This window comes from Amycolatopsis ponsaeliensis (assembly GCF_030182635.1).
In the GTDB taxonomy this organism is placed as follows: Bacteria; Actinomycetota; Actinomycetes; order Mycobacteriales; family Pseudonocardiaceae; genus Amycolatopsis; species Amycolatopsis ponsaeliensis.
In genome coordinates, this window is the sequence record NZ_JAPZLD010000011.1 from 1 (window position 1) to 25749 (window position 25749).

The following is a 25749-nucleotide window of genomic DNA, read 5'->3' on the forward strand; positions in this document are numbered from 1 at the left end:
GTGCAGGCCCGAGGCGGTTTGCGGCGTGAGGTCGCCGGGTGGCTGCGGTCCGGCCGTATCCAGCGGCGGCCTCACGTGCGCCCGGACCAGCGGCGGCCGCGGATGGCCACCCCGATGGTGATGATCAGCGACCGGCCCGCCGAGGTCGCGGATCGGGCGGTGCCCGGGCACTGGGAAGGCGACCTGATCATGGGAGCGTTCAACCGCACGGCGATCGGCACCCTCGTTGAACGCACCACCCGCTACGTGATGCTGCTGCACCTGCCCGCCGGCTACACCCCGGCCCTGGTCCGCGACGCCCTCATCGCGAAGATCGCGACGCTGCCTGATCAGCTGCGGCGGTCGCTGACCTGGGATCAGGGCAGCGAGATGCACCTGCACGGCCAGTTCACCCAGGCCACCGGGATGCCGGTCTACTTCTGCGACCCGCACGCACCCTGGCAACGCGGCTCCAACGAGAACACCAACGGCCTGCTGCGCCAGTACTTCCCCAAAAGCACCGACCTCGCCACCCACACCGCCGGGCACCTCGACACCGTCGCGGCCGAGCTCAACGACCGCCCCCGGATGACCCTCGGCTGGGACAGCCCAGCCGAACGCGTGACACAGTTACTCAACACCGCCCACCAACAGCAATGTTGCAACGACCGCTAGAAACCGCCCTCCCAGGGGGGCGTCCCCGGCTCCAGTCTATCGGCGGGATGCGACGGAAAAGCCCGAAACGACTGCCGGCGGCGGAGCTGTCCACATTCGGCGATGGCTGTGGATAACCCTTGTGGTGCAACGGCTCGCCGCGCGGCTGGTTGCTCCCGCGCCCCTCTTTCGCTTTGATCCTTCGGTGATGCGCAGGCGGCTCGGGCGGCGGTTCAGGTGGCTGTGGACGGCTTACGCCGTGAGCGCGTTCGGGACCTGGCTGGGCTTCGGGGCCTTTCCCATGCTGGCGATCCTCGTGCTGCACGCCGGGCCCGCGGCCGTCTCCACGCTCGCCGCGGTCGGGCCGGCCGTCGGTGCTCTCGTGGCCGTGCCGATGGGGCCTTGGGTCGATCGGCGGCGCAAGCGGCCGGTGCTCGTGGCCATGGACCTCGTCCGGTTCGGCGCGCTGATCAGCGTGCCTGCCCTCTACGCCCTCGGGTCGCTGAGTTTCGGCCAGCTCCTCGTCGTGTCCGTGATCGTCGCCGCGGCGGACATCACCTTCACCTCCGCGAGCGGCGCCTACCTCAAGGGCCTTGTACCGCCCGAAGACCTGCTCGTCGCGAACGGGCGGTTCGAGTCGACGAGCTGGACGGCCACCGCGCTCGGCCCGCCGCTCGGAGGGGCGGCGTTCGCGCTCTTCGGGCCGGTGACGTCGGTGGCCGCCAACGCCGTCAGCTTCCTGCTCTCCGCGCTCGGGATCCGGGCCATCGGCGGGGACGAACCGCGCCCGCGGCAGACCACTCGCCTGCGCGCGCGGGACCTGGCCGAGGGGTGGCGCACGATCCTGACGCACCCCGGGCTGCGGCCGCTGTACTTCAACGTCCTGGTGTTCAACGGCCTGATCATGGGCACCGAGCCACTGCTCGCCGTGCTGATGCTGAACCAGCTCGGGTTCACGCCGTGGCAGTACGGGCTCGCGTTCGCGGTCCCGTGCCTCGGCGGGCTCGCCGGTTCACGGCTGACTCCACGGCTCGTCCAGCGGTTCGGCAGGCATCCCGTCCTGGTGGTGGCCGGCGCCGTCAGGGCGTGCTGGCTGCTCGCCCTGGCCTTCCTCCCGGCCGGCCCCGGCGGGCTCGCCTTCGTCATGCTCGTCGAGCTCGGCTTGATCGTCTCCTGCAGCGTGTTCAACCCGGTGCTCGCGACCTACCGGCTCGAGCAGCTGCCGGCGGACCGCGTGGCGAGCACGCTCTCGGCGTGGTCGGTCAGCACCAAGGCGTCGATCGCCACGTTGACGGCGCTTTGGGGTGTGCTCGCGAGCTTCACCGGCACGCGCGTCGCGATCGGCGTCGCCGGGGTTCTGGTGCTGGGGACGCCGCTCCTGCTGCCCCGCCGAGACCGGACGCCCGCTCAGCCCAGCCAGACGGTGCCGAGCACCGGGTAACCCGGCACGCCCGTCTTCGCCGCGCCCGGCCGGGGAACGCCCGCGATCCACAGGCGGCCCGTCGCGGCGATGTTCGCCGCCATCGACGGGTCGGCCCGGGGCAGGCGGAACCCGATCACCGTCCCGTCGGCGAGCATGGTCAGGCCGCTCAGCCGGGCCGTGCCGTGGCGGCCCATGCGGACCGGGCCGTCGAGGACCGCGCGCAGCTCCGTCCAGTGGTCCGCCGGCAGCGGACGGCGGTAGGCGAACGCGCGCGCCGCGGTCACGAGCGCGCCCAGCAGCGCGCCGGCCGCGAACGTCCACGCGACCCAGCCCATGATCGGGAAGTCGAGCCGGACCCAGCTCGCGAAACCCGCCAGCACCAGCAGGAACGCGGCCGTCGCGCGCTGCTCGCGGGCGATCTCGCGGCGGTGCGCGGTCAGCACGGGATCGAGCCTCGGGGAGGCGGACCCGGCCGGCTCCGGCACCGCCACGGCACCCGCCGGCGGCGCGTCGTGGATCCGGGCGCGGCGGAGCCGCACCACGCCGGAGAAGCCGACGAACACCTTCGGGCCGCGGCCCAGCAGCCAGACCCGCCGGTGCCCGGCCACCAGCAACCGGTGCGCCTCGTCGAGCCGGACGCGCAGCCACCGGCCGTCCGGCAGGCGCAGGCCGACCGTCCGCCCCGCCGCGACCAAGGCGTCGGCAGTGAGGTCGACCCGCCGGAACGCCTCCCGCTTCAGCCGCGTTTCGGGCACCCGGACGTACGCGCGGTAGAGCCACCACACCTCGACCGAGCCGGCCAGGGCGATCGTGCCGATCGCCAGCGCCACCCCGGCCCCGGTGAAGAACTGGGCGACCCCGAACGCCAGGAAGAACCACGCCAGCACCCGCTGGTTCGCGATGTCGCGGCCGATCCGGTCGAGGTACTCGCCGAAGATCGGCAGCGCGCCGGACGGCATCGCGGGGTCGAGTTCGAACGCGGGCACGCGTTCGGGAACCGGGACGATCTGCACGCTGGCCCCCACCGTGTCGACACTGGTCACCGGTCTTTTCGGAATTTTGCACAGCGGCGTTACCGATACTCCGTTCAGCGGAACGCCCGCGTGACCCGGACCGCAATCGAGCGACTATCCAGACCGCCGGATTCAGGTTAGGCTCACCTAAGTAGGAGGTGAGCCGTGACCGAGGCCCCGACATCCATCCGCCGCCCGCCGGCGCCGAACCCCGCCGAGCGCGCCAAGACGATCGCGACCCGCAACGGTCCGGCGTCCTTGATGCCCACCTGCGAACGCGCCGGTCTGGACGGCGAGCGCGTCGTCCCGGTCCTGCACCACGTGCACCACAGCGGGAGCGTGAGCGTGCTGCTGCCCGACGACCACGCGATGGTCCGCGCGGCCAAGCAGACCGAGCGCGGCGAGCTGGCCGTGATGGTCGAGCTCGCCGACCAGGCGCCGGTCGCCCTGCGGGAGCCGATCCGCGGGCTGCTGTGGATCACCGGCTGGCTGCGGCCGCTCTCGCCGGTGTCGGCCCGCGCGCGGGCGTTGTCGATCGCCGAGTCGCGGCCGGACGAACGGCTGCTCGACGTCGGCCACGGCGTCACGCTGCTGCGGCTCACCCCGGCGTCACTCGTGCTCGCGGACGCCGAAGGCACGCACTCGCTGCGCCCGCACATGTTCAGCGCGGCGCCACCCGACCCGTTCCACGACTACGAGGCCCAGTGGCTGCGACATCTGGAGAGCGACCACTCCGACGTCGTCGAGCAGCTGGCCAAGCACCTGCCGGCGGAGCTGCGCGGCGGCCGGATCCGCCCGCTCGGGCTCGACCGGTTCGGGCTGCGGCTGCGCGTCGAGTCCGAGGCCGGCGACCACGACGTCCGGCTGGCGTTCTCGAAGTCCGTCGACAGCCCGCCGCAGCTCGCGATGGAGCTGCGGCGGCTGGTCGGCTGCCCGTTCCTGCGGGGTGCGTCAGGCTAGTTCGGCGGGGAAGCCGCCCTTCGCGAGCGGACCCCAGCTCTCGATCGTCACGCGGATGATGCTCTTGCCCTGCTTGACCATGGCTTCGCGGTATTCGTCCCAGTCCGGGTGTTCGCCCGAAATGGCGCGGAAGTACTCCACGAGCGGCTCGACGGAGTCCGGGATGTCCAGCACTTCGGCGGTCCCGTTGAGCTGTACCCACTGGTCATTCCACTCGTCGGAGAGGATGCAGGCCGAGACCTTCGGGTTGCGCTTGACGTTCACGACCTTGGCGCGCTTCGGATAGGTCGAGATGACCAGCCGGCCCTCGGCGTCGACGCCGCAGGTCACCGGCGAGAGCTGCGGGCTCCCGTCGGCCTTCGTGGCCAGCAGGATCGCGCGGTGGCGGGTGGACAGGAATTCGACGAGCGCTGCGCGGTCGACGGTTTCGTTGGTGGCGATGCTCCTCGGCATACCCCGAAGGTAGCGTGCGCTCATGACGTTCACCGCGCGATCGTGGCTGGCCCCGGCCCGGCCGGCGTTCCCGGAACCGATCGACGACCCGCGGGAGCGCCGCGCGATCAAGCTCGAGCTGCTGATCGTCTTCGGCATCACGCTCGGGCTGTCCGGCGTGCGCAGCCTGCTGTCCCTTGTGGACTCCCTGTTGCAGCCGACGCCCTTGGCCCAGCAGCAGGTCCAGCTCAACGTGCCCCAGGCCGCGGCGAGCCTGATCGACCTGCTCAAGCAGCTGCTCTCGGCCGCCCAGCTGGTCGGCTGGGGCGCGCTCGGGCTGTACTTCCTGTGGCGCGCCGGGATCAAGATCGCGCAGGTCGGGCTGGACCGCCGGTCGCCCGGCCGCGACGCGCTGCTGACCCTCGGGCTGGCCGCGCTGATCGGGATCCCCGGCCTCGCGCTGTACTTCATCTCCTACCACCTGGGGTTCAGCCTGGCGGTGCAACCGTCCACTTTGAACGACACGTGGTGGCGCCCGATCACGTTGACGCTGTCGGCGTTCGGCAACGCGTTCGCCGAAGAGGTCCTGGTCATCGGCTACCTGCTGACCCGGCTGCGGCAGCTCGGCGTCCGGGAGAACAACGCGCTGTTCGGCGCCGCCGTGCTGCGCGGGTCGTACCACCTGTACCAGGGCTTCGGCGGCTTCGTCGGCAACCTGATCATGGGCCTGGTGTTCGGGCGGCTGTGGCAGAAGACGAACCGGCTGTGGCCGCTCGTCGCCGCGCACACGCTGTTCGACTTCGTTTCTTTCGTCGGATATGCCCTGCTGAAGGGGCACGTTTCCTGGTTGCCCTGACTAAGCTCGGGGGGTGATCGACGAAACGACACCTCCCCGGGTGGACAGCGAAGTCGGACCCCTGCGCGCGGTGCTGCTGCACCGGCCCGGCAACGAGCTCAAAAGGCTGACGCCCCGCAACAACGACCAGCTCCTGTTCGACTCGATCCCGTGGGTCGACCGGGCCCAGGCCGAGCACGACGCGTTCGCCGACGTGCTGCGCAGCCGCGGCGTCGACGTACTGCTGCTGGCCGACGCGCTGCGAACGGCCCTCGAAGACAGCCGCGCCCACGCGGCCGGCGTCCACGCGGCGGTCGACGACCGGCGGCTCGGGAGCGACCTCGCGGACTCGCTGCGCTCGCACCTGTCCGGCGTCACCGCGCCCGGCCTCGCCGAGGTGCTGATGGCCGGGATGACGTTCGAGGAGCTGCCGTCCGCGGAGGGCGCGTCGCTGGTGCGGATGATGAACCACCCGCACGACTTCGCCGTCGACCCGCTGCCGAACCTGCTGTTCACGCGCGACTCGTCGGCGTGGATCGCCGACCGCGTCGCGATCTCGTCGCTGACCATGCCCGCGCGCCGCCGCGAGACCGCGGTGCTCGACCTGATCTACGCCTACCACCCGTACTTCCGGCACGCGGCCCGCGCGTACGGCGCGCATTCGGCGCCGATCGAGGGCGGCGACGTGATGCTGCTGGCGCCGGGTGTGCTCGCCATCGGCGTCGGCGAGCGGACGACCGCGGCCGGCGCGGAGTCGCTCGCGCGGTCGGTGTTCGCCGACGGCATCGCCCACACCGTGCTGGCGGTGCCGATCGAGCAGTCCCGCGCGACGATGCACCTGGACACGGTGTGCACCATGGTCGACGCCGACGCGGTGGTGATGTACCCGCTGGCCCGCGACTCGCTGACGGCGTTCACCATCCGCCCGACCGGCGACGGCGGCGTCAAGGTGGCCGGCCCCTCGCCGTTCCTGGTGGCCGCCGCCGAGGCGATGGAGATCGACCGGCTGCGCGTCATCGACACCGGCCTCGACCCGGTGACGGCCGAACGCGAGCAGTGGGACGACGGCAACAACACCTTGGCGCTGGCGCCGGGCGTGGTCGTGGGCTACGAGCGGAACGTCGAGACGAACGAGCGCCTGGAGGCGGCCGGCATCGAGGTGCTGCCGATCGCCGGGTCCGAGCTGGGCTCCGGCCGGGGCGGGCCGCGGTGCATGTCCTGCCCGATCCGCCGGGAACCATTGCGCTGAATGAAGTAAGCCTTCCCTAAATGGTTTCGACGATTTAGGGAAGGCTTACTTAAATTAGGTTCGTCTTCTTTAGGAATGGTAACCCTAATAGGTGGTAGATCACCAGTCCCGAGTGGCATTCGAGTGAAACTTGATCTATTCTGATTCACATGGCCCTCACGAAGAAAAAAGAACCGCGCTCGAAGTTCTATGAACTGCTGCAGGCGCAGATCCACAACGAGTTCAACGCGTCCCAGCAGTACATCGCGCTCGCGGTCTGGTTCGACGCCGAGGACCTGCCTCAGCTGGCGAAGCACTTCTACAAGCAGTCCGTCGAAGAGCGCAACCACGCGATGGCGCTCGTGCAGTACATGCTCGACCGCGACCACCACGTCGAGATCCCCGGCACGGGTGAAGTCCGCAACGACTTCTCCGGCGTCACCGAGGTCATCGAGCTCGCGCTCGAGCAGGAGAAGGAAGTCGCCACCGACATCTCCGCGATGGCCAAGGCCGCCCGCGCCGAAGAGGACTACATCAGCGAGCAGTTCACGCAGTGGTTCCTCAAGGAGCAGGTCGAAGAGATCTCCCAGATGAGCACGCTGCTGAACGTCGTCAAGCGCGCGAACGGCAACCTGTTCGAGGTCGAGAACCACCTGCACCGCGAGTCCGTCGGCGACGGCGGCTCCGACTCGCAGATGCCGCCGGTGGCCGGCGGGGCACTCTGACAGCCTCCCACCACGAGGATCGAAAACCCGGGCTCTCCCCCTGTGGACAGCCCGGGTTTTCGCATGTCGCCGGCGTTCAGCCGGCGCAGTCCTGGCTGACGCTCATCAGGCTGGTCTGCACGACCCCGGAGTCGCCGAGCCGGAAGTGGTAGTCGGCGGCGTCGGTGGCCGGGGCGACGACGCCCCCCGACTCGTCCTTCGCGGCCGGGTAGGTCGCGAGCACCTGCTCCTTGCTCGACCCGGCGCCGATGCCCTCGGCGGTGTGCGCGACCTGTTCGGGGGTGACGACCGTGAGCCCGACTGCCTTCGAGACCACGACGGTCGCGACCGACGGCACCCCGCTGCCCTGCGCGGTGTAGACGGTGCAGCTCGCGCCGGCCTGCGCTTCGGTGAGCGTGACGCCCTGCGCGGCGATCTGGGTCTCGGACATGCCGAGCTTGATGGTGCCGAAGCCGTCCGAACCGAGCAGCGGCCCGCTCAGCACGGGCGGCAGCTTCGACGGCGGCTGGGCCGACGGCGGCCGTGAAGCCTTCGACGTCGGCGGAGCGGGAGGCGAGGAGGCCTCGATGTCCTGGGTGCTGGTCGGTCCCGGGACCGAGGTCTGCGGCTGCCGCCCGGCCGTGAGGTTCTCGGGCGGCTTGACGCTGATCGAAGAGCCGTCGGCGGACATCACCGCGGTGCCGTCCTCGGCGTGCAGGCGCACCATGGTGAGCCCGCCCGAGACGGCCACCACGGCCGCCGCGACCCCGGTCACGGCCAGGACGCCCTGACGACGGCGACGACGCCGTCGCGCACCGGCGACGATGGTCGTGCCGGCTTCCGGCGGTGGCGGCAGGTCCAGCCGCTCGTCGGCGAACAGCTCACGCAGGCGCTGCTCCAGCTCGTCCTCGGAGATGTTCAACCCGCGTCACTCCCTTCGCCTTGGATGTCGGCAACGGTCAGCTTCGACCGCAGTGACGTGATCGCCTTGCTGGCCTGGCTCTTGACGGTGCCCTGTGTGACGCCGAGGGCACCGGCGATCTCCGCTTCCGAGAGACCTTCGTAGTAACGCAGGACCATGACGGCCCGTTGTCTCGGCGGCAGCGTTCGTAACGCGCGCCACAGTGGTTCGTGCTCGAACGGGTCGTCCGGCACGTGCGGGCTGGTGTCCGGCAGATCGGCCACGAGGTTCTCGCGGCGCGTGCGGCGCCACCGGCTGACGTGCGCGTTCGCCATCGACCGGCGGACGTAGGCCAGCGGGTCGCCGGTCTTCTCGTGCACGTACGTCCAGCGCGAACCGATCTTCTCCAGCACGGTCTGCACCAGGTCCGCCGCGTCGTGCGGGTTGCCGGTGAGCGCGTGGCCGTACCGCAGCAGCCCCGGCAGGGTGGCCTGCACGAAGTCGCCGAAGTCGACCAGCTCACCCGGCAACGTCGCGGCCCTCCCTCGGCCTGCGCTGGTCACCCAGGTATCTCCCCCGGTGAAGACGGGTGCCGCAGCGGTCACCGTATCGCCTCCCATCGGGGTCGGACAGTCGCTTTCCCCCTGCACACGCATCACAGCCCCCTCAGGTTGCCTGCGTTCCCGCCCGGATTCGTAGACGCCCGGACGGGTGATGAGTTGCCCACGTCAGCGATGCGCGAGCGAGTCCGGCAGCCGGAAGCCACCGTCAGCCGCTTCGGCGAACTGGTGCACACCGACGACGGCGGCGTGCGGAATCGGCCCGTAGACGTGCGGAAACCAGACACCGGCCGGATGCGGCGGCTCGCCGTCTTCCCACCGGACGGCGACGTCGAGCTTGGCCGGATCGATCTCGAGCAGCACCAGATCGGTACGGCCCCGGTAGAGCGCGTTGGCCGGCAGGTGCGCCGTGCCGAAGTCGGAACAGTGGACGAACCCGACTTCCCCCAGTGAAGACGGCTTGTACTCGCCGTCTTCGCCCACTTCGGCCCAGTCGGCCGCCCCGCAGATGTGGAGTATCACGCGAAGAATGGTCCCACCACGGCGATCCGGCGGCGGTGTCTCGTGCGCCACATAAGGCCTGGTTGAACGCTCATCGAGCGGTTTCCGGTCACCGGTACGAACCGGCGGTTCGGTGCTTTCCGACCGGGTCGGCGACGGTTTGGGCCGCCCGGGCGCGGCGGTGAGGCCGCTTGGAGCAGCCGGCTGGATCTGGCGCCGCGCGCAGCGGGCGGGTGGGCTATCCCGGGGCAGGTCCGGCCTGGCCGCCGCGGGCAGGCCGCTCCGCGAGCGGGCCGCTGCCGGATAGCCGCCGCGAGGCGGGGGCTGCCGTCGATAGCTGTCGCGAGGCGGGAGCTGTCGCGAGGCGGGAGCTGCCGCCGGATAGCTGTCGCGCGCGGACCGCCGCCGCGCGATAGCCATCGCGAGCGGGCTGCTGCCGGATAGCCGCCGCGAGGCGCGGCTGCCTCCGGATAATGGCCCGCGCGCGGGCCGCAGCCGAGCGATAACCATCGCGCGCGCCCCGGGCGGCGCATCTGTCAGCCGCCGCCCAGCGCGCGATCGGGCCGCCGCCGAGCGGGGTGCTCGGCGGCGGGCGTCGTCTCGCGCGCGGTCAGCGCAGGGTGAGCTGGCGGCCGATCAGGCCGTCGCGGGCGCGGCGCTCGGCCGCGTTCAGCGGTTCCGCGTCGAGGGACTTCAGGGCCGTCTCGAGGCGGGTGCCGAGGGCGTCCTTGGCGTCCGCCCACTCGCGGGCGTGGGCCTCGGAGTCGAGGTCCCAGACCGGGACCAGCAGGCCGTGCGCCCGGAACGAACCGGCGTAGCGGGAACCCTCGCCGAGGCCGAGCTCGCCGGCCGCGGACAGCCGGGCCAGCGCCTGGAGCAGCAGGTTCTCCGGCTCCGGACGGACCCAGCGCAAGTGCGCCTTCTCGCCGGCGAGGACCCAGTACGCACCCGAGCCCAGCCGTTCGGTCGGCATGATCGCGGCGTTCGCGCGCTCCAGGGACACCGCGACGTCGCCGGTCGCGTCCGCGTCCTCCGGCAGCCACCAGGCGAAGTCCTTGTGGAGCGTGACGTCGAGCTCGGCGCCCGGCGTCAGCAAGTCCTGGAGGCGGGCGTTCTCGTCGGCGGACGGCGGGGTCGTCGTGTCCGGCACGCCGAGGACGTCACCCTCCTTGGCGTCCAGCAGCCACTTCAGCGAACGGCCGAGGTCGCGGCTGATGTCGGAGGAGCGGGTCTGCACCTGCAGGCCGAGGTACCGCTCGCCGTCCGAGCGGACGAACGCGGCCGCGGCCATCGGCAGCACGGTGCCGAGGGTGACGTCGCCGCCGTCGGCGAGAGTCAGCTTGGCCGTCGCGGACGGCACGAACTCGCGCAGCGCGATCAGCTCGGGCTCCGCCACCAGTCCCTCGAACGGCTGGCCGACGAAGACGTCGCGCACCTTCGGCTTGCGGTCCGTCGCCTGCTTGGGACCCTTCTTGCGCGCGCCCTTGCCCACTGCTGCCTCCTCTGGCTCAGCTTTGAACGCTATCGAAGGGTTAGTCTCGCGACGTGTTCGACCCCCGCGATCCCGCGTTCCTGGAAGACCCGTACCCGGCATTCGCCGCCATGCGCGAGAAGGGCGACGTCCATTTCCACGACGAGCTCGGTCTCGCCGTGGCGGTGTCGCACGCCGCGTCGTCGGCGGTGCTGCGGCATCGCGGGCTGGGCCGGATCTGGCAGGACGCGCAGCCGCTCGAACGGTTCGCGTCGTTCAACCTGCTCCACCGCAACTCGCTGCTCGAGAACGAGCCGCCGGCGCACACCCGCCTGCGCCGCCTGATCGCGGGCGCGTTCGGCCGCGGCCACGTGCAGCGGCTGCGGCCGATGGTCGCGACGCTCGCCGACCGCATGGTCGGCGACCTCGCGGCCGCGATCGCCGCCGACGGCAGCGCTGACCTCCTCGAACACCTCGCCCAGCCACTGCCGGTCGCGGTGATCGCCGAGTTGCTGGGCGTCCCCGGCACCGACGGGCCGCGGATGGTCGAGCTGTCGAACGCGATCGTGAAGATGTACGAGTACGGCCTGCCCGAGGAGGGCCGCGACGCCGCCGAGCGCGCGTCCGCCGAGTTCGTCGAGTACGTCCGGTCGGTGGCGTCGGCGCGCGCCGACGCCCCGGGGGACGACATCATCAGCGACCTCCTGCGCAGCGAGCTGACGCCGGACGAGCTGGTCGCGACCGCGGTGCTGCTGCTGATGGCCGGCCACGAGGCGACAGTCAACGTGCTCGGCAACGGCATCACGGCGCTGCTCACGCACCGGGACCAGTGGGAACGCTTACTGGCGGCTCCTTCCTTGCTGGATTCCTGCGTCGAGGAACTGATCCGGTTCGACGCGCCGTTGCAGCTGTTCGAGCGGACGGCGACCGAGGACGTGTCGATCTGCGGACATGTCGTCCCGCAGGGGCAGAAGATCGGCGCGCTGCTGGGTGCCGCGGCTCGCGATCCGAAGGTGTTCGACGCGCCGGACACCCTCGACATCGGACGGACGCCGAACGCGCACCTCGGGTTCGGCCTGGGGATCCACTACTGCGTGGGGGCTCCTCTCGCTCGGGTGGAGATCGCCGCGGCGTTGAGTGCGCTGGCCGCGAAGCTGCCGGGATTGCGGATCGCCGAGGCTCCGCGGCGACGGCCCGAGTTCGTGATCCGGGGTCTGCGGGAGCTTCGCGTCACGGTGTGAGCCGGATCCGGCGTGATCCGGGGCGGATCTCGCGTGACTGGACACGGAACTCGCGTGATCGGAGGCGGATCTCGCGTGATTGGAGGGGGATCTCGCGTGATTGGGGAGGCATCACGCGTGATTGGGGAGGCATCTCGCGTGATTGGGGAGGCATCACGCGTGATTGGGGAGGCATCACGCGTGATTGAAGGGGCGACACGGGGTCTCATGGGGTAACTCCGGTGAAGAGGTCCTCCTCCAGGTTGGGGCCTGGGGTTGGGTGGGCCAGGTGGTAGTCCTCGTGGGGCCAGGCTTTTCGTTCGATTTCGCGGGAGTGGGAGAAGAACGGGTGGGCCGGGTCGACCTGGGTTCGGTGGGCCAGGAGGGCTTGGTCGCGCGTCGCGAAGTGGGACTCGCAGCGGATTCGGGTGGTGACGGGCAAGGGGTCTTCGAGTGGGAGTTCGGCCAGGACGTCAGCCATCGCGGACTCCAGGCCGGCGGCCAGGGTCGCGTCGTGCAGGGCTTGGAACCACGCTCGGCTCAGGGTTGCCTGGTAGTACAGCTTTTGGGGACGCCAGGGTTCGCCGGTGCCCGGGTAGCGGGTGGGGTCGGCGGCCGCTGTGAAGGCTTCGAGCGTGACCTCGTGGGTGCGGATGTGGTCCGGGTGGGGGTAACCGCCGGTTTCGTCGTAGGTGATCACGACGTGCGGGCGGAACTCGCGGATCAGCGCGACCAGCGGAGCGGCCGCCGTCGACAACGGGAGGGCGGCGAAGCAGCCTTCCGGTAGTGGTTCCCCTTCGCCGGGTAAGCCGGAGTCGACCAGGCCGAGGAAACGGTGCCGGACGCCCAGGATCTCGGCTGCCGCGGCCATCTCGCGACGGCGGACCGCCGGGAGGTCCGCGCGGTTTTCGGGAGTGTCCACAGCCGGGTTGAGGATGTCGCCGCGTTCGCCGCCGGTGCAGGTGGCGACCAGGACGTCGACGCCCTCGGCCGCGTAACGGGCCAGGGTCGCCGCGCCCTTGCTGGACTCGTCGTCCGGGTGGGCGTGGACGCTCAAGAGACGGAAGGTCATCGGGTACTCCTCCGAGGGAAGAAAGCCGCGGGAACCAGGGTCAAGGCGGACAGCGCCAGCGCCCACGTGAACGTCGTGCCGAACGCCGTGGGAGGCGCCGATGACGTGAGTGCGTGGTGGAGGATCGCCGCCAGCAGGGCCGTGCCGAGCGAACCGCCGACGCGGTTGATCACGTTGAACGCGCTCGCAGCGCGCGGGATGCGGGACCGCTCGAGAGAGCCGTACAGCGTGGTCATTCCCGGTGCCGTCGCCGCGCCCAGGCCGGCTCCCCGGATCAGGAGCGAGACCGTCAGCAGGACTCCGCTGGGTGCCGAGCCGAGCTGAGTGAACGCGACCGTGCCCAGCAAGGACAAGCCGATTCCGGCCAGCATCATCCGCCGGGGACCGAACCAGGCCAAGAGCCGGCCGCCCGCGAGCAGGACCGCCGCCGAGCCGACGGCCTGGGGAGCCAGCAGCAACCCCGCTTCCCACGGGCTCGCGTGCTCCACCTGCTCGTAGTACAGCGGCAGCAGCAACATCGAGCTGTACAGCGACGCGCCCAGCAGGAAGGTGCTGACCGAAGCCACCGTGAACCCCCTGTCCCGGAAGAGTTTCAGGTCGAGCACCGGCGACGGCGTCCGGGACGCGTGGATGCCGTACACCAGCAGCAGCGCAGCTCCGGCCATCCAGGCGATGGCCACGCCCTCGGCCAGGCCGTAGACGAACGCGGCGAGCCCTGGCGAGAGCAGCAGAATCCCACGGACGTCCAACGGCGCACGAGCACCGGAAGGCGCAGGGGCCGGGAGCAGCCGGCGGGCGACCACGAACGTCGCCACGCCCAGCGGGACGACGCCGAAGAACATCCAGCGCCAGCCGAAGTCCGCCACCAGGGCGCCGCCGAGCAGCGGGCCCAGTGCCGGGGCCACCGTGGCCGGCAGCGTGATCACCCCGATCATGCGGCCCAGCGCCGGCCCGGCCTCCTGTGCGAACACCGCCTGCCCGACCGGCTGCATCAGCCCGCCGCCCAGGCCGTGGAGCACCCGGAACGCGATGAGCGCCGGAGCCGACCACGCGAAGCCGCACAGCAGGGTGCCCGCCGTGAAGATCGCCACCGCCGTCAGCCACACCGCGCGGCCGCCGAAGCGGTCGGTCAGCCAGCCCGACAGCGGGATCGCCGCCGACGCCGCGAGCAGGTACGCGCTCGCCACCCACTGCGCCGTCGTCACGGGACTGCCCAGGTCACGCGCGATCGAGTCGATCCCGACGGTCACGATCGTCGCGTCGAGGATCGACAGCACCGCGCCCATGATCAGGACGCCACCGAGCTTCCACAAAGCCGCGTCGGGCCGGGCCACAGCCGTCGTCACATCCACCCCCCAGAACATTAGGTCGAACCTCAGATTAGGTCCGACCCACTCACTGGGTCAAGCACAATCTTGGGTCCGACCCAGTAGAGTGACACCCATGAGCGAGGGACTCCGGGCCCAGAAGAAGCACGAGACCAGGAAGACCATCTCGGACGTGGCGACGAAGCTGTTCATCCGCAACGGCTTCGAGGACGTGACGATCGCCGAGATCGCCGCCGAGGCGCGGGTCGCCAAGATGACCGTGACGAACCACTTCCCGCGCAAGGAAGACCTGGTCTTCGACATCCGCGCGGACTTCACGGCCTGGCCCGCCACCCTGGTCCGCGACAGCGTCTTCCACGACACCCGCGAGCTCTACTTCGAAGCGCTGGGCGCCGAGCACGCGCTGGTCGGCTTCTCGGGTCCCGGATTCGTGCGGATGATCAAGGAGAGCCAGGTCCTGACGAACGCCCTGCACGAGATGCACCGCGAGCGCGAGGCCGCCCTCACACACCTCCTGATCCGGCGCCACCCCGAGCGGGGGCTCGAGCCGGTGCTCGCCGCCGCGCACCTCGCCACCGTGCTGCGGGTGCTCTTCCAGGAGGTCTCCGACCGGACCCTCGAAGACGAGAAGGGGATCGCCGACGCGGTGTGGCCCACCGCCGAACTGGCCTTCGACCAGCTGGAACCGGTGCTCGGCCGGTACTAGCGCGCGGCGCCGGCGGGCCGCGCGTTGCGCAGCTCGGGCTCCGGCGCCCCGGCCACCTTCAGCACGCGCATCGAGCGCACAGCCCGCGCGTCCGACGGGGCCAGCAGCGCGGAGAACCGCCGCACGACCAGCGCCGTGACCACGGCCAGCGCAGCCGCCGCCAGGTCGGTCAGCGCGACCAGCACGACGCTGTCGGCCATCGACTGGACGTCGTCGCGGAAGCGCCAGACGATCGTCACGCCCAGCAGCACCCAGTTCAGCAGCCAGGCGCCCCACCACACGAGCACCTGCCGCGACGGCTTCGGCCGGACGTCGCGCGGGCGGCCCAGCACCGCGTGCTCCAGCTCGCCGGCGACCGACAGCGCCATCGGCAGGTTCGCGATCGGGACGAGGACACCGACCAGCACCTGCCACACCGGCCGCGGCGGGTCGTCGCCCGAGACGTCCGCCGCCGCCCGGCGGGCGACCAGCAGCCACCAGAGCGACAGCCCCGACGGCAGCAGCGCGAGGATCGAGGCCAGCAGGCCCGCGGTGAGCACGAAGCCGTCGGAGAACGCCACCACCGAGCGGTTCAGCGCGGACTCGCGGCCCTGGACGAGCAGCACGTACCGCCAGACCTCCGCGCCCGCGGCGACCACGGAGAGGACGGCGAACGCGAAGAGGACGCCGATCAGGCTGCGGCTGAGCACCGGCATCCGGTCGATCGGGCGGACTTCGTCGGACGCCGTGCCGGGCACCGACGTCGGGCGGCGCCAGACCAGGTTGGGGAAGCCCCAGCGCGGCGGCACCGGGTACGACGGCGGCCCGTAGTACCGCTCCGGCGGGGTCACGCGGCGACGCGGCCACGCGCCCGGCGGCGGGGTCGCCACCCAGCGCAGCTTCGGCCGGTGCGCGGGACGGCGGTGGTACGGGTACGGCTCCGGCTGGGCGGCCAGCGTCCGGCCCTGCTGCTGCTGGGCGTTCGGCGGCGGCGCTTGGCGCGGCCAGTACCCCGGGGGGTACTGGGATCCCATCGGAGACTGACCCGGCTGCAAGGCTAGATCACTTCGGGATCGATGCCGGGGTGCTCGCCGACCATCGGCCGGCCTTCGCGCTGCCACGCGCCCATGCCGCCGGCGACGTTCACCGCGTCCCAGCCGCTCTGGTTGAGCCACGCGGTCGCGCGGGCGGACCGGCCGCCGCTGCGGCAGATCACGTGGATCGGCTGGTCGTCGGGCAGTCCGGTCAGCTCGCCGACGCGGGCGGGCAGCTCCCCCATCGGGATGTGCACCGCGCCGGGCGCGTGTCCGGCGGCCCACTCGTCGTCTTCGCGGACGTCGAGCAGCACGAGGCCGTCCTTGGGCAGGTCGCGGACCTCGGCGGTCGGCAGTTCAGCAGGGCTCACCACGATCTCCATGCTGCCATGCGGGGGCGTTGCCCGCGCGTGAGGTGGACAAGAGAAAGGGCCTCCCGGACACCGGGAGGCCCTTTCGCCGGGAAATCAGTGCGTGACGGCCTTCTCGGCGCCCGCGCCGGTCAGCGCGCGCACCTCCATCTCCGCGTACTTCTTGGCGTTGCGCTCCTTCGACAGGACCGTGCCGAGCCAGCCGAGCAGGAACGCGGCCGGGATCGAGACCAGGCCCGGGTTGTCGAGCGGGAACCAGTGGAAGTCGACGCCCTGGATCATCGACGCGCTCTTGCCGGTCTTCGCGTCCACCGGCTTGCCCGAGACCGCCGGCGAGAAGACGATCAGCACGATCGTGACGACCAGGCCGCCGTAGATCGACCACAGCGCGCCCTGGGTGTTGAACCGCTTCCAGAACAGCGAATACAGGATCGTCGGCAGGTTCGCCGACGCCGCCACCGCGAACGCCAGGGCCACCAGGAACGCGACGTTCTGGCTCTTCGCCAGGATGCCGCCCGCGATGGCCAGCGCGCCGATCACCAGCGCCGTGATCCGGGCGACGCGGACCTCGCCGCCGGTCGAGATCTGACCCTTCTTGATCACGTTCGCGTAGACGTCGTGCGCGAAGGACGCCGACGCCGTGATCGTCAGGCCGGCGACCACCGCGAGGATCGTCGCGAACGCGACCGCGGAGATGAACCCCAGCAGCACCGGGCCACCGAGTTCCAAAGCCAGCAGCGGGGCCGCCGCGTTCGTCGTCCCCGGGGCCTTGGAAATCTTGTCCGGCCCGACGATCGCGCCCGCGCCGTAGCCGAGGACCAGCGTGAACAGGTAGAACACGCCGATCAGCACGATGGCCCAGACCACCGAGCGCCGCGCGTCCTTCGCGGTCGGGACCGTGTAGAAGCGCATCAGGACGTGCGGCAGGCCCGCGGTGCCGAGCACCAGCGCGATGCCGAGCGACAGGAAGTCGAGCTTCGTCGTGCCCGTCTTGCCGTACTGCTTGCCCGGGTCGAGCAACGCCGCGCCGCCCTTGCCGCCCTTGTCGACGGCGGCCTGGAACAGGCTGGACAGGTTGAAGCCGTACTTGCCGAGCACCCACAGCGTCATCGCGAACGCGCCGACGATCAGCAGCGCCGCCTTGATGATCTGCACCCAGGTGGTGCCCTTCATGCCGCCGATCAGCACGTACAAGATCATGATCACGCCGACGACGGCGATCACGACGTCCTGCCCGGCCTCGCCTTCGATGCCCAGCAGCAGGTTGACCAGACCACCGGCGCCCGCCATCTGCGCGAGCAGGTAGAAGAACGAAACGACCAGCGTCGAAATCGCGGCCGCCGCGCGCACCGGCGTCTGCTTCATGCGGAACGCGAGGACGTCGCCCATCGTGAACTTGCCGGTGTTGCGCAGCAATTCCGCGACCAGCAGCAGCGCGACGAGCCACGCCACCAGGAAACCGATCGAATAGAGGAAGCCGTCGTAACCGTTGACGGCGATCGCGCCCGCGATGCCGAGGAAGGACGCCGCCGAAAGGTAGTCGCCGGAAATCGCGATGCCGTTCTGGGGACCGGTGAACGCGCGGCCGGCGGCGTAGTAGTCCGACGCCGTCTTCGTGTTCCGGCTGGCCCGGAACACGATCACCAGCGTGATCGCGACGAAGACCAGGAAGATGATGATGTTGAGCGTGGAGTTGCTGCCCTCCACGCCCGCCGCGAGGGTCATTTGCCGGGCTCTCCTTCGATCTGGGCACGGATCTCGTCGGAGACCGGGTCGAGCTTGCGGTTGGCGTAGCGGACGTAAAGGCCCGTGATGACGAACGTCGACACGAACTGCAGGAGGCCGAAGACCAGGCCGACGTTGATGTTGCCGACCAGCTTGGTGCTCATGAAGCCGTGCGCGTAGTCGGCGAGGAGCACGTACAGGAGGTACCAAAGCAGGAACAGCGCGGTCATCGGGAACACGAACACCCGCAATCGGCGGCGCAGGTCCGTGAATTCGGGACTCCCCTGGATGCTCTCCCAGTCGGTCTGCGGCTCCGCGCCACCGACGTCGTGTTCGGTGCTGCTCACAGCGGATCTCCACCTCTTTTCCGTTTTCGTACTGGCCGTACTGGCAGAAACCAACGGAACGTATGGGGCGACCGTGTTGTTCGTAATCCCTCGATCGGGTAATACTTTCTTACTGACTGTCAGCGCGTTACTTGCGGTGCCGGCCCCGGCCGGCGATTCGCGTCTTTTCTTCGGCTTGTCCGAATCGCGCGACCGCCCTGTCCCGCATGAAGCCGAGCGGATCGGGCGCGTGCAACCGCAGCATGATGTCGTGCACGTGGTCCGGCCGGCCGTACCCGGTCGCGCGGCTGACGAAGTACGTCGTCACGAACGCGGCCGGCACGGTGATCAGCGCCGGCTGGTTGACGAACCACGGCGCCCAGCCGCCGGTGTAGCCGCTCACGACGTTGACGATCAGCGCGGCCAGCACGAGCCCGCCGCCGACGAACATCCCCGCCAGCGCACCCGGCCAGGACAGCTTGCGCCACCAGATGCCCAGCACCAGCAGCGGGCTGAACGTCGACGCGGCGAGCGCGAACGTCAGCCCGATCGACAGCGAGATGTCCTCCGGCCGCAACGCGACCGCCAGCGCGATCGGGAAGAGCGCGACCAGCCCGGTCGCGACGCGGAAGTCGCGGACCCGGCCGGGCAGCAGGTCGGTCGAGACCACCCCGGCGACGCTGACCAGCAGCCCGGACGTGCTGGAGAGGAACGCGGCGAACGCGCCGGCCGCGGTGACCGCGCCCAGGAGCTGGCCGCCGACGCCCGGCAGCATCGCCGAGGGCAACCGCAGGATCGCCGCGTCCGTCTTGCCGGTGACCAGCAGCTCCGGGACGTACATCCGGGACAGTGCGCCCAGCAGCGTCGGGAACAGGTAGAACAGGCCGAGCAGCAGCAGGACGTGCACGGTGGTGCGGCGCGCGGCCTTGCCGTCGGGGTTGGTATAGAAGCGGACCAGCACGTGCGGCAGGCCCATCGTGCCCAGGAACGTCGCGAACATCAGCGAGTACGTCTGGAGCAGGTCGGTGAAGCTGCCCGACCCCGGGTGCAGCCAGTTCGCGTTGTCCGCGCTCGCGTCGCTGACCACCGGCACCGGCGTGCCGGCCAGGAACTTCAGCGTGGTGCCTTCGGAAACCACGTGCGGGGCCAGCGGGGTCCAGTGCGTCGGCCCGGCGGCTGGGCCGTTGTCGGTGCGCCCGTAGGCCCAGAGGTAGGTGTCACTCCGGACGTGCAGGGTGACGTCGGTTTGGACGTCCACTGTGGTGTCGCTGGTGAACACCGGCGGTGCGGCCGCGCCGAGCGGGCGGAAGCCGTCCGGGCCGCCGCCGGCGAAGAAGACCATGCACAGCGCGAACGCGGGCACCGAGATCGCGAACAGCTTGAGCCAGTACTGGAAGGCCTGGACGACGGTGATCGCGCGCATGCCGCCGGCGATCACGTTGAACGCCACCAGGATCATCACCACGACCGCGCCGGCCCAGACCGGCACCGGCAGGATCGTCGCCAGCGTCAGGCCGGCGCCCTGCAGCTGCGGGACCATGTAGAGGATCCCGATGAACACGACGAACGCCGTGGAGAACCGGCGGAGGCCCTTCGAGCCGAGCCGCATCTCGACGAAGTCGGGCAGCGTGTACGCGCCGGAGCGCCGCAGCGGCGCAGCGACGAAGAGCATCAGGGCGAGGTAACCCGCGGTGAAGCCGATCGGGAACCACAGCGCGTCGGCGCCGTCCTTGAGCACGATCCCCGCGATGCCGAGGAACGACGCCGCGGACAGGTACTCACCGGAGATCGCGGCGGCGTTGCGGCGGGACCGCACGGTCCGCCGGGCGACCAGGAAGTCGTGCGTGCTCGTGGCGGAACGCGAAGAGCGGTGGCCGAGGAAGAACGTCACCACGGCGACCAGCACGATGCCGGTCAAGGCCCACGGGTTCAGCTGCACGGGGGAATCCTCGCACGAGTCGTGCGGAAACTAGTTTTCGATCATGTCCACGAACGCGCGCTCGTTGCGTTCGGCCAGGCGGTTGTACCAGATACCCACGCCGAACAGGAACGGGAACGGCAGGACGCCCAGGATCAGCCAGGCCACCGGGATGCCGACCACGGTCAGCCGGGAGAACCCGGGAAGGAAGTAGAACAGCACCGGCAGCGAACCGAACACGACGACGACGAGGCCGGCCAGCAGCAACGCCGTGCGCAGCTGGACCTTCACCAGGTGGTCCTTCACGAGCAGCTTTCCCCAGCTGGTCTGCTCTTCCAGCTCGACCCGGGCGCGCAGGGTGCCGCTGCCGCGACGCGGGTCGTTGAGGATCACTCGTTCGCGCTTGGGCCGGGCGTGGTGGTCCGGCTTCGGTGCCGGCTCGTTCTCCGGCGCCGGCGGGAGCGACTCGACGACGGCCTGCTCCGACGGCTGCGGCAGCGGCCGCTGCGGGCGGACGCGCCGCCCGAGCGTCGGATCGGGCTCTCGCACGCCGTTCGCGCGGCGGTCGTAGAAGTCGTCGCTCATGCCCTGGCCCGGCTCAGCCGTTCCGGCCCGAACCGACCAGCCGGTCCTTCAGCGCGCGAGTGTGCCGCCGGCTGACCGGCAGCACCTTCTCCTCGTTGCCGATGACGACCTGGTAGCCGCCCTGGCCCATGCGCAGCTCGGTGATGAGCGGCAGCGCGACCAGGAACGACCGGTGGATCCGGACGAACCCGGCCTTCTCCCAGCGTTCCTCCAGCTGGGCCAGCGGGATGCGGACGAGGTGGCTGCCTTCGGTGGTGAACAACCGCGCGTAGTCACCCTGCGCTTCGACCCAGCGGACCGAGGAGCGCGGGATGAGCTTGGTGGTGCCCGCCAGCTCGACCGGGATGACCTCGTCGTCGTTCTTCACGCCCGGCTCGCCGCCGAGAGCGCCGGGGGCCGGCGCCGCGGCCGAGGCCAGCTTCTCGATCACCCGCGAGATCGCGCGGTCCAGGCGATCCTGCTGGTACGGCTTCAGCACGTAGTCCAGGGCACCGAGGTCGAAGGCGTTGACCGCCTCTTCGGCGTGCCCCGTGACGAACACGAGCGCCGGCGAGGGCCGGAGCGCGGCGAACACGCGGGACATCTCCATCCCGGACAATCCGGGCATGTCGATATCGGCGAAGACGGCGTCGACGATCGGCAGGCCACGCTCCTTGCGGTCGCGTAGCCTCGGGTCGTCGGTCGACAGCAGCCGCAGGGCCTCCGACGCGTCGATCGCCGGGAACACCTTCGCGACGTGCGGGCTGTTGCGCAGGCAGTGGACTAGTTCGTCCAGACCTCGAGGCTCGTCGTCCACAGCCAGGACCACGAGCTTCCGGGTGTCATCGTGAGCACTCACAGTGAAACGCATCCTGCCCATTGCCGAGTGCAATGTCCAGCCCCCGTCCGCCTGATGTGGCGGGACCCCGCCGGTGACGCCGCCACCAGCGGGGTCCCTCGCTATCAATGCACGAACGTGAACCAGTTGAGGTTCACGAAGTCGGCGGGCTGGCCGCTCGTGAACGTCACGTACACGTTGTGCGTCCCGGTCACCCCGCTGATGTTCGCGGGGACGGTGCGCCAGCTCTGCCAGCCACCGGTGTTGCCGACCGCGAAGCTGCCGATCGGCGCGTTGGACAGGCTGTCCAGCCGGACCTCGACCAGCCCGCTGACCCCGCCCGCGGCCCCGGACGCCACGCGCGCCTGGAAGTTCGTCGCCGCGCTGCCGCCGAAGTCGACGTTCGGGTAGAGCGCCCAGTCACCGTTGCCGGCCGGGCCGATGTTCTGGCCGCCGCCGGTGTCGCTGGTCGTCTGCTTGGCCAGGCCGGTCTGCTGGGTGTACGACTCGGCCTGGATCGTGCTGTACGCGCTGCTGCCGCCGCCGGGCGGAGTCGTCGTGGTCGGCGGGGTGGTCGTGCCGCCGCCACCGCCGCCGCGGGTGGTGACCGTCACGTAGTCGACGACCATCGGGCGGCCCGGCACGATCCCCGCGCCCGGCGTGGTCGTGCCGGAGTTGTTGTTGGGGAACGCGCCGCCGATCGCGACGTTCAGCAGCACGAAGTAACCGGAGTGGCTGGTCATGTTGGCCCACGTCGTCGCGTCGACCTGGTTCTGGCTGACGGAGTGGAACTGCTGCCCGTCGACGAACCAGCGGAACACCTGCGGGCTGACGCTCGCGTCCCATTCGAAGCGGTAGGTGTGGAAGGCCGACTGGCAGCTGCTGCCGGGGCACGCCCGGTTGGCGACGATGCCGGTGGTCTCGTTGCACGGGCCGCCCGGGTTGACGCCGCAGTGCAGGACGCCCCAGACGGAGTTGATCCCGTTGACGTTCTCCATGATGTCGAACTCGCCGACGGCGGGCCAGTTCCACCAGTTGCCCCGGTAGGGGCCGCCGAGGGCCCAGAAGGCCGGCCAGTAGCCGAGCGCGGCCGCGCCGGTGACGTTCGGCATCTGGATCCGGCTTTCGATCCGCAGGACACCGCCGGCCGGCGGCTTGAAGTCGGTGCGCTGGGTTTCGATCCGCGCCGACGTCCAGGTGCCGGAGCCGTCCCGCAACGGCGTGATGCGGAGGTTGCCGGCGCCGTCCTGGGAGAGGTTCGACGTGCTCGACGTGTAGTTCTGGATCTCGCCGGTGCCCCAGTTGCCGGGGCCGCCGGGGTAGGCGTGACCGGTGTCGATGATCCAGTTCGAGCCCGACGGCAGGGTGTTCGCGCCGCCGGTGAAGTCGTCCGCGAAGACCGTGGTCCAGCCCGATTCGGGCGGCGGGATGGACGCGGCGGCGGGCAAGGTCAGCGGAATGGCGATGAGCGCGGCGCCGAGCACGGCACCGAGGGCGAGTCTTCGGGAGTGGGGCATCGGGTACGACCTCCTCGTCGTCCGGATTTGTTGCCGATCGCAACAAAGCCCGTTCACAAGGACACCCGACGCCCCACGGCAACTCCAGAGGGGTTACGCGGGAAGAGTGATACAGGTCACAAAGTCTGCCCGGAAGTACCCAAACCGGACACCCGGTTTCAGAGGCCGAAGCGGGACCACGCGGCCTTCTGGGTCACCGCGTCCAGCACCGCCGATGCCGCCGCCGGGGCACCGATGCCGAGGCGGGCGAGGAACGGCCGCTTCGGCTCGGCCACCGAGATTTCGGCGTCCGGGTAGCGCTCGGTGATGATCTGACGGAGGCTGCCCAAGCCGTCGATCAGGCCGAGCTCCTGCGCCTTCGCGCCGAGCCAGACGTCGCCGGTGAACAGGTCCTCGGTCCCGGTCAGGCGGTCGCCGCGGCGTTCCTTCACCCAGCTCACGAACAGCTCGTGGAGCTGGGAGTGCATCTTCTTCAGCCACTCGACGTCTTCGGGCTTCTCGGGCGAGAACGGGTCGAGGCGCGACTTGTTCGCGCCCGCCGTGTGCAGGCGGCGCTCGATGCCGAAGCGCTCCAGCAGCCCGGTGAACCCGAAGCCGCCGCTGATCACACCGATCGAGCCGACCATCGACGTGCGGTGCGCGTAGATCTCGTCGGCCGCGCAGGCCAGCCAGTACCCGCCGGAGGCGGCGACGTCCTCGCAGAACGCCAGGACCGGCACGCCCTTCTCGTCGGCCAGCTGGCGGATCCGCTCCGCGACCAGCCCGGACTGCGTCGGCGCGCCGCCCGGCGAATTGATCAGCAGCGCGACCGCCTTCAGCCGCTCGTGGCCGAACGCCCTGGTCAGCGCCGTCTCCACCGCGGCGAGGTTGATCGCGCCCCTGGCCAGCGGCGACGGCGACGGCGTGATCACGCCGTGCAGCTTCACCACGGCCACGACGTCCTTGCGCTCCACGCGGTCGGCGAGGACCGGGATCCGCGAAGCCAGCTTGTCCGTAACGCTCATAACGCCAGGCTAGCCGGGATTCAGCCCATGGGGAGGATGCCCGACCGGGTGCCGTTGACGCCGTTCACCTCGGCGCCGTTGAGCTGGACCGGACCGCCCTGCGACGGGACGTCGGCCGGCGCGGTGTCGTTTTCGGAGCTGTAGTCCGGCATGTTCGGGCGGACGCCGGGGACGAACTTCGGCACCCGCAGCGTCACCTTCATGCCGGCGCCGGGCGCGGTCTCGACCATCACCGCGTAGTCGTTGCCGAAGACCTGCTGCATGCGCTGGCTGATGTTGCCGAGCCCGACGTGCGCGCCGGTGCTGTGCGCGTTCTTGACGTCCTTCAGCCGCCGCGGGTCCATGCCGATGCCATCGTCCTCGACGCTGATCAGCGCCTCGGTGCCGTGGTCCTGCGCGATCACCGTGACGCAGCCGCCGCTGGGCTTGCTGGCGAGGCCGTGCTTGACCGCGTTTTCGACGAGCGGCTGGATGATCAGGAACGGCACGACGACGCTGAGCACCTCGGGCGCGATCTTCATCCGCACCTCGAGCCGGCCGCCGAAGCGGGCGTTCTCGATGGTCAGGTAGCGGTCGATGTTGCGCAGCTCCTCGGCGAGCGAGGTGAACATGCCCGACGAGCGGAACGAGTAGCGCGTGAAGTCGGCGAAGTCCTGAAGCAGCTCTCGCGCCTCTTCGGGGTCCGTGCGGATCAGCGCGGAGATCGTGTTGAGCGCGTTGTAGACGAAGTGCGGCGAGATCTGCGCGCGCAGCGCCTTGATCTCGGCCTGCTGGAGCTGCTGCTTCGACTCGTCGAGCCGGGACAGCTCGAACTGCGTGCAGACGAACTGGGCGACGGCGTCGGCCATCTGCACCAGGCGTCCGCGGGTGCGGCCGACGACGATCAGCGCCGCCTCGGTCTCGCCCTCGACCAGCAGCGGCACGATGACGGCGGTCTTCATCCGGCAGGTGCCGCGGTGGTTGCACGGCATCCGGTCGTGCGCGACGACCTCACGGCGGTGCTTGCGGATGGCCGCGCCGATCGCGTCGACGAGGTCGACGTAGTGCTCGTTCGCCTCGCCGTCCCACGACAGCAGCGTGCCCTCGCTGTCGGTGATGCCGACGGCGACGCAGTCGAGCATCTGCAGCAGCTGGGTGGTGATCTTGTCGGCGGCGTCCTCGTCCAGGCCGGAGCGGAGGTTCGGCGCGGCCTTCGACATCCGGTGGACGGCCTGCAGCATGGCGTCCTCCACCACACTGGCCGGCTTGCGCTGCTTGACGAGCAAAACGATCACCACGATGCCGAGCAGGGCCGCGACCCCCCAGGGGACGACCTGCGCAAGCGGAAACCCGGACACGGCGTCCATGCTCTGCGCTCGACCAACCGGGTGCAAGGCCTGATCCCACTTTCTGTCCAACTGTGATGACCGAGGGTTGGGGTGACCCTACTAAGAGTCGGTTGACCGGCCGACCGATCACTGTCCGCAACACGCGGGAGGGGCGTCCT

General features: G+C 70.5%; 26 protein-coding genes. 8 read left to right on the forward strand and 18 right to left on the reverse strand.

The features are described from left to right. On the forward strand, positions 1 to 654 hold a 654-nt coding region (locus tag QQ657_RS17880; protein WP_284743297.1), incomplete at its 5' end, for an IS30 family transposase. A gap of 184 nt (positions 655 to 838) precedes the next feature. Further along, positions 839 to 2074 (forward strand): MFS transporter, encoded by a 1236-nt coding sequence (locus tag QQ657_RS17885; protein WP_284743298.1) that lies wholly within the window; start codon positions 839 to 841, stop codon positions 2072 to 2074. On the opposite strand, the gene QQ657_RS17890 is transcribed toward QQ657_RS17885, so the two are convergent. Continuing rightward, the gene (locus QQ657_RS17890; RefSeq protein ID WP_284743299.1) at positions 2041 to 3099 is read right to left on the reverse strand and encodes a hypothetical protein; all 1059 of its coding nucleotides are present in this window, start codon (positions 3097 to 3099) and stop codon (positions 2041 to 2043) included. The two genes, QQ657_RS17885 and QQ657_RS17890, sit on opposite strands and share 34 nt — an antisense overlap. Before the next feature lie 135 nt (positions 3100 to 3234). Here QQ657_RS17890 and QQ657_RS17895 point away from each other — a divergent pair, with 135 nt between their 5' ends. Further along, on the forward strand, positions 3235 to 4029 hold the full coding sequence (locus tag QQ657_RS17895; RefSeq protein ID WP_284743300.1) for a DUF2470 domain-containing protein: 795 nt from the start codon (positions 3235 to 3237) through the stop codon (positions 4027 to 4029). On the opposite strand, the gene QQ657_RS17900 is transcribed toward QQ657_RS17895, so the two are convergent. Continuing rightward, positions 4021 to 4482, reverse strand: a complete 462-nt coding sequence (locus QQ657_RS17900; protein ID WP_284743301.1) for a PPOX class F420-dependent oxidoreductase — start codon at positions 4480 to 4482, stop codon at positions 4021 to 4023. The genes QQ657_RS17895 and QQ657_RS17900 overlap by 9 nt on opposite strands. 22 nt (positions 4483 to 4504) lie before the next feature. Here QQ657_RS17900 and QQ657_RS17905 point away from each other — a divergent pair, with 22 nt between their 5' ends. The 3 genes from QQ657_RS17905 to QQ657_RS17915 all read left to right on the forward strand — a co-directional run bounded on the left by QQ657_RS17905 (position 4505) and on the right by QQ657_RS17915 (position 7249). Next, a complete protein-coding gene (locus QQ657_RS17905) occupies positions 4505 to 5317 on the forward strand; it encodes a CPBP family intramembrane glutamic endopeptidase (protein ID WP_284743302.1) in 813 nt (270 codons plus the stop codon). Between the two features lie 40 nt (positions 5318 to 5357). Continuing rightward, entirely contained in the window at positions 5358 to 6545 is a 1188-nt protein-coding gene (locus QQ657_RS17910) for an arginine deiminase (RefSeq protein ID WP_284743519.1), read from the forward strand. 149 nt (positions 6546 to 6694) lie between these two features. Beyond that, on the forward strand, positions 6695 to 7249 hold the full coding sequence (locus tag QQ657_RS17915) for a ferritin (protein WP_284743303.1): 555 nt from the start codon (positions 6695 to 6697) through the stop codon (positions 7247 to 7249). A gap of 76 nt (positions 7250 to 7325) precedes the next feature. On the opposite strand, the gene QQ657_RS17920 is transcribed toward QQ657_RS17915, so the two are convergent. From QQ657_RS17920 to QQ657_RS17935, 4 genes are all read right to left on the reverse strand, one after another. Beyond that, a complete protein-coding gene (locus QQ657_RS17920) occupies positions 7326 to 8150 on the reverse strand; it encodes a hypothetical protein (protein ID WP_284743304.1) in 825 nt (274 codons plus the stop codon). Next, positions 8147 to 8659 carry a SigE family RNA polymerase sigma factor gene (locus QQ657_RS17925; RefSeq protein WP_284743520.1) on the reverse strand — a complete coding sequence of 171 codons (513 nt, stop codon included), beginning with the start codon at positions 8657 to 8659 and terminating at the stop codon, positions 8147 to 8149. The genes QQ657_RS17920 and QQ657_RS17925 overlap by 4 nt, the downstream gene beginning before the upstream one ends. Before the next feature lie 198 nt (positions 8660 to 8857). Further along, a complete protein-coding gene (locus QQ657_RS17930; protein ID WP_284743305.1) occupies positions 8858 to 9211 on the reverse strand; it encodes a DUF952 domain-containing protein in 354 nt (117 codons plus the stop codon). A gap of 589 nt (positions 9212 to 9800) precedes the next feature. Next, positions 9801 to 10682, reverse strand: coding sequence for a DUF5926 family protein (locus tag QQ657_RS17935; RefSeq protein WP_284743306.1), 882 nt, complete (start codon positions 10680 to 10682; stop codon positions 9801 to 9803). Between the two features lie 53 nt (positions 10683 to 10735). Here QQ657_RS17935 and QQ657_RS17940 point away from each other — a divergent pair, with 53 nt between their 5' ends. After that, complete coding sequence (locus QQ657_RS17940; RefSeq protein WP_284743307.1) at positions 10736 to 11902, forward strand: cytochrome P450; 1167 nt, start codon at positions 10736 to 10738, stop codon at positions 11900 to 11902. Positions 11903 to 12107: 205 nt separating this feature from the next. Here the strand turns inward: QQ657_RS17940 and mca are convergent, their stop codons facing one another. Together mca and QQ657_RS17950 are read right to left on the reverse strand one after the other, a co-directional pair. Continuing rightward, positions 12108 to 12953: a mycothiol conjugate amidase Mca gene (gene mca, locus QQ657_RS17945; protein WP_284743308.1), complete on the reverse strand. Its 846-nt coding sequence runs from the start codon at positions 12951 to 12953 to the stop codon at positions 12108 to 12110. Then, positions 12950 to 14299: a DHA2 family efflux MFS transporter permease subunit gene (locus tag QQ657_RS17950; protein ID WP_284743309.1), complete on the reverse strand. Its 1350-nt coding sequence runs from the start codon at positions 14297 to 14299 to the stop codon at positions 12950 to 12952. Before QQ657_RS17950 ends, mca begins: the two co-directional genes overlap by 4 nt. A 97-nt stretch (positions 14300 to 14396) precedes the next feature. Between QQ657_RS17950 and QQ657_RS17955 the strand changes: the two genes are divergently transcribed. Then, the gene (locus QQ657_RS17955) at positions 14397 to 14987 is read left to right on the forward strand and encodes a TetR/AcrR family transcriptional regulator (protein WP_284743310.1); all 591 of its coding nucleotides are present in this window, start codon (positions 14397 to 14399) and stop codon (positions 14985 to 14987) included. On the opposite strand, the gene QQ657_RS17960 is transcribed toward QQ657_RS17955, so the two are convergent. The 10 genes from QQ657_RS17960 to QQ657_RS18005 all read right to left on the reverse strand — a co-directional run bounded on the left by QQ657_RS17960 (position 14984) and on the right by QQ657_RS18005 (position 25609). After that, positions 14984 to 16021 carry a DUF4328 domain-containing protein gene (locus tag QQ657_RS17960; RefSeq protein WP_284743311.1) on the reverse strand — a complete coding sequence of 346 codons (1038 nt, stop codon included), beginning with the start codon at positions 16019 to 16021 and terminating at the stop codon, positions 14984 to 14986. The two genes, QQ657_RS17955 and QQ657_RS17960, sit on opposite strands and share 4 nt — an antisense overlap. Positions 16022 to 16023: 2 nt before the next feature. Next, positions 16024 to 16383, reverse strand: coding sequence for a rhodanese-like domain-containing protein (locus QQ657_RS17965; RefSeq protein ID WP_284743312.1), 360 nt, complete (start codon positions 16381 to 16383; stop codon positions 16024 to 16026). Positions 16384 to 16467: 84 nt separating this feature from the next. Continuing rightward, entirely contained in the window at positions 16468 to 18096 is a 1629-nt protein-coding gene (locus QQ657_RS17970) for a monocarboxylic acid transporter (RefSeq protein WP_284743313.1), read from the reverse strand. Beyond that, positions 18093 to 18443: a DUF485 domain-containing protein gene (locus tag QQ657_RS17975; RefSeq protein ID WP_284743314.1), complete on the reverse strand. Its 351-nt coding sequence runs from the start codon at positions 18441 to 18443 to the stop codon at positions 18093 to 18095. The genes QQ657_RS17970 and QQ657_RS17975 overlap by 4 nt, the downstream gene beginning before the upstream one ends. A gap of 127 nt (positions 18444 to 18570) precedes the next feature. Beyond that, the gene (locus QQ657_RS17980) at positions 18571 to 20361 is read right to left on the reverse strand and encodes a sodium/solute symporter (RefSeq protein WP_284743315.1); all 1791 of its coding nucleotides are present in this window, start codon (positions 20359 to 20361) and stop codon (positions 18571 to 18573) included. Between the two features lie 30 nt (positions 20362 to 20391). After that, complete coding sequence (locus QQ657_RS17985) at positions 20392 to 20925, reverse strand: hypothetical protein (protein WP_284743316.1); 534 nt, start codon at positions 20923 to 20925, stop codon at positions 20392 to 20394. A 13-nt stretch (positions 20926 to 20938) separates the two neighbouring features. Further along, entirely contained in the window at positions 20939 to 21775 is an 837-nt protein-coding gene (locus QQ657_RS17990) for a LytR/AlgR family response regulator transcription factor (protein ID WP_284743317.1), read from the reverse strand. Positions 21776 to 21867: 92 nt separating this feature from the next. Next, complete coding sequence (locus QQ657_RS17995; RefSeq protein ID WP_284743318.1) at positions 21868 to 23259, reverse strand: carbohydrate-binding protein; 1392 nt, start codon at positions 23257 to 23259, stop codon at positions 21868 to 21870. Positions 23260 to 23417: 158 nt separating this feature from the next. Then, on the reverse strand, positions 23418 to 24263 hold the full coding sequence (locus tag QQ657_RS18000) for a S49 family peptidase (RefSeq protein ID WP_284743319.1): 846 nt from the start codon (positions 24261 to 24263) through the stop codon (positions 23418 to 23420). 20 nt (positions 24264 to 24283) lie between these two features. Then, the gene (locus tag QQ657_RS18005; RefSeq protein WP_284743320.1) at positions 24284 to 25609 is read right to left on the reverse strand and encodes a histidine kinase; all 1326 of its coding nucleotides are present in this window, start codon (positions 25607 to 25609) and stop codon (positions 24284 to 24286) included. Between the last annotated feature and the right edge of the window lie 140 nt (positions 25610 to 25749).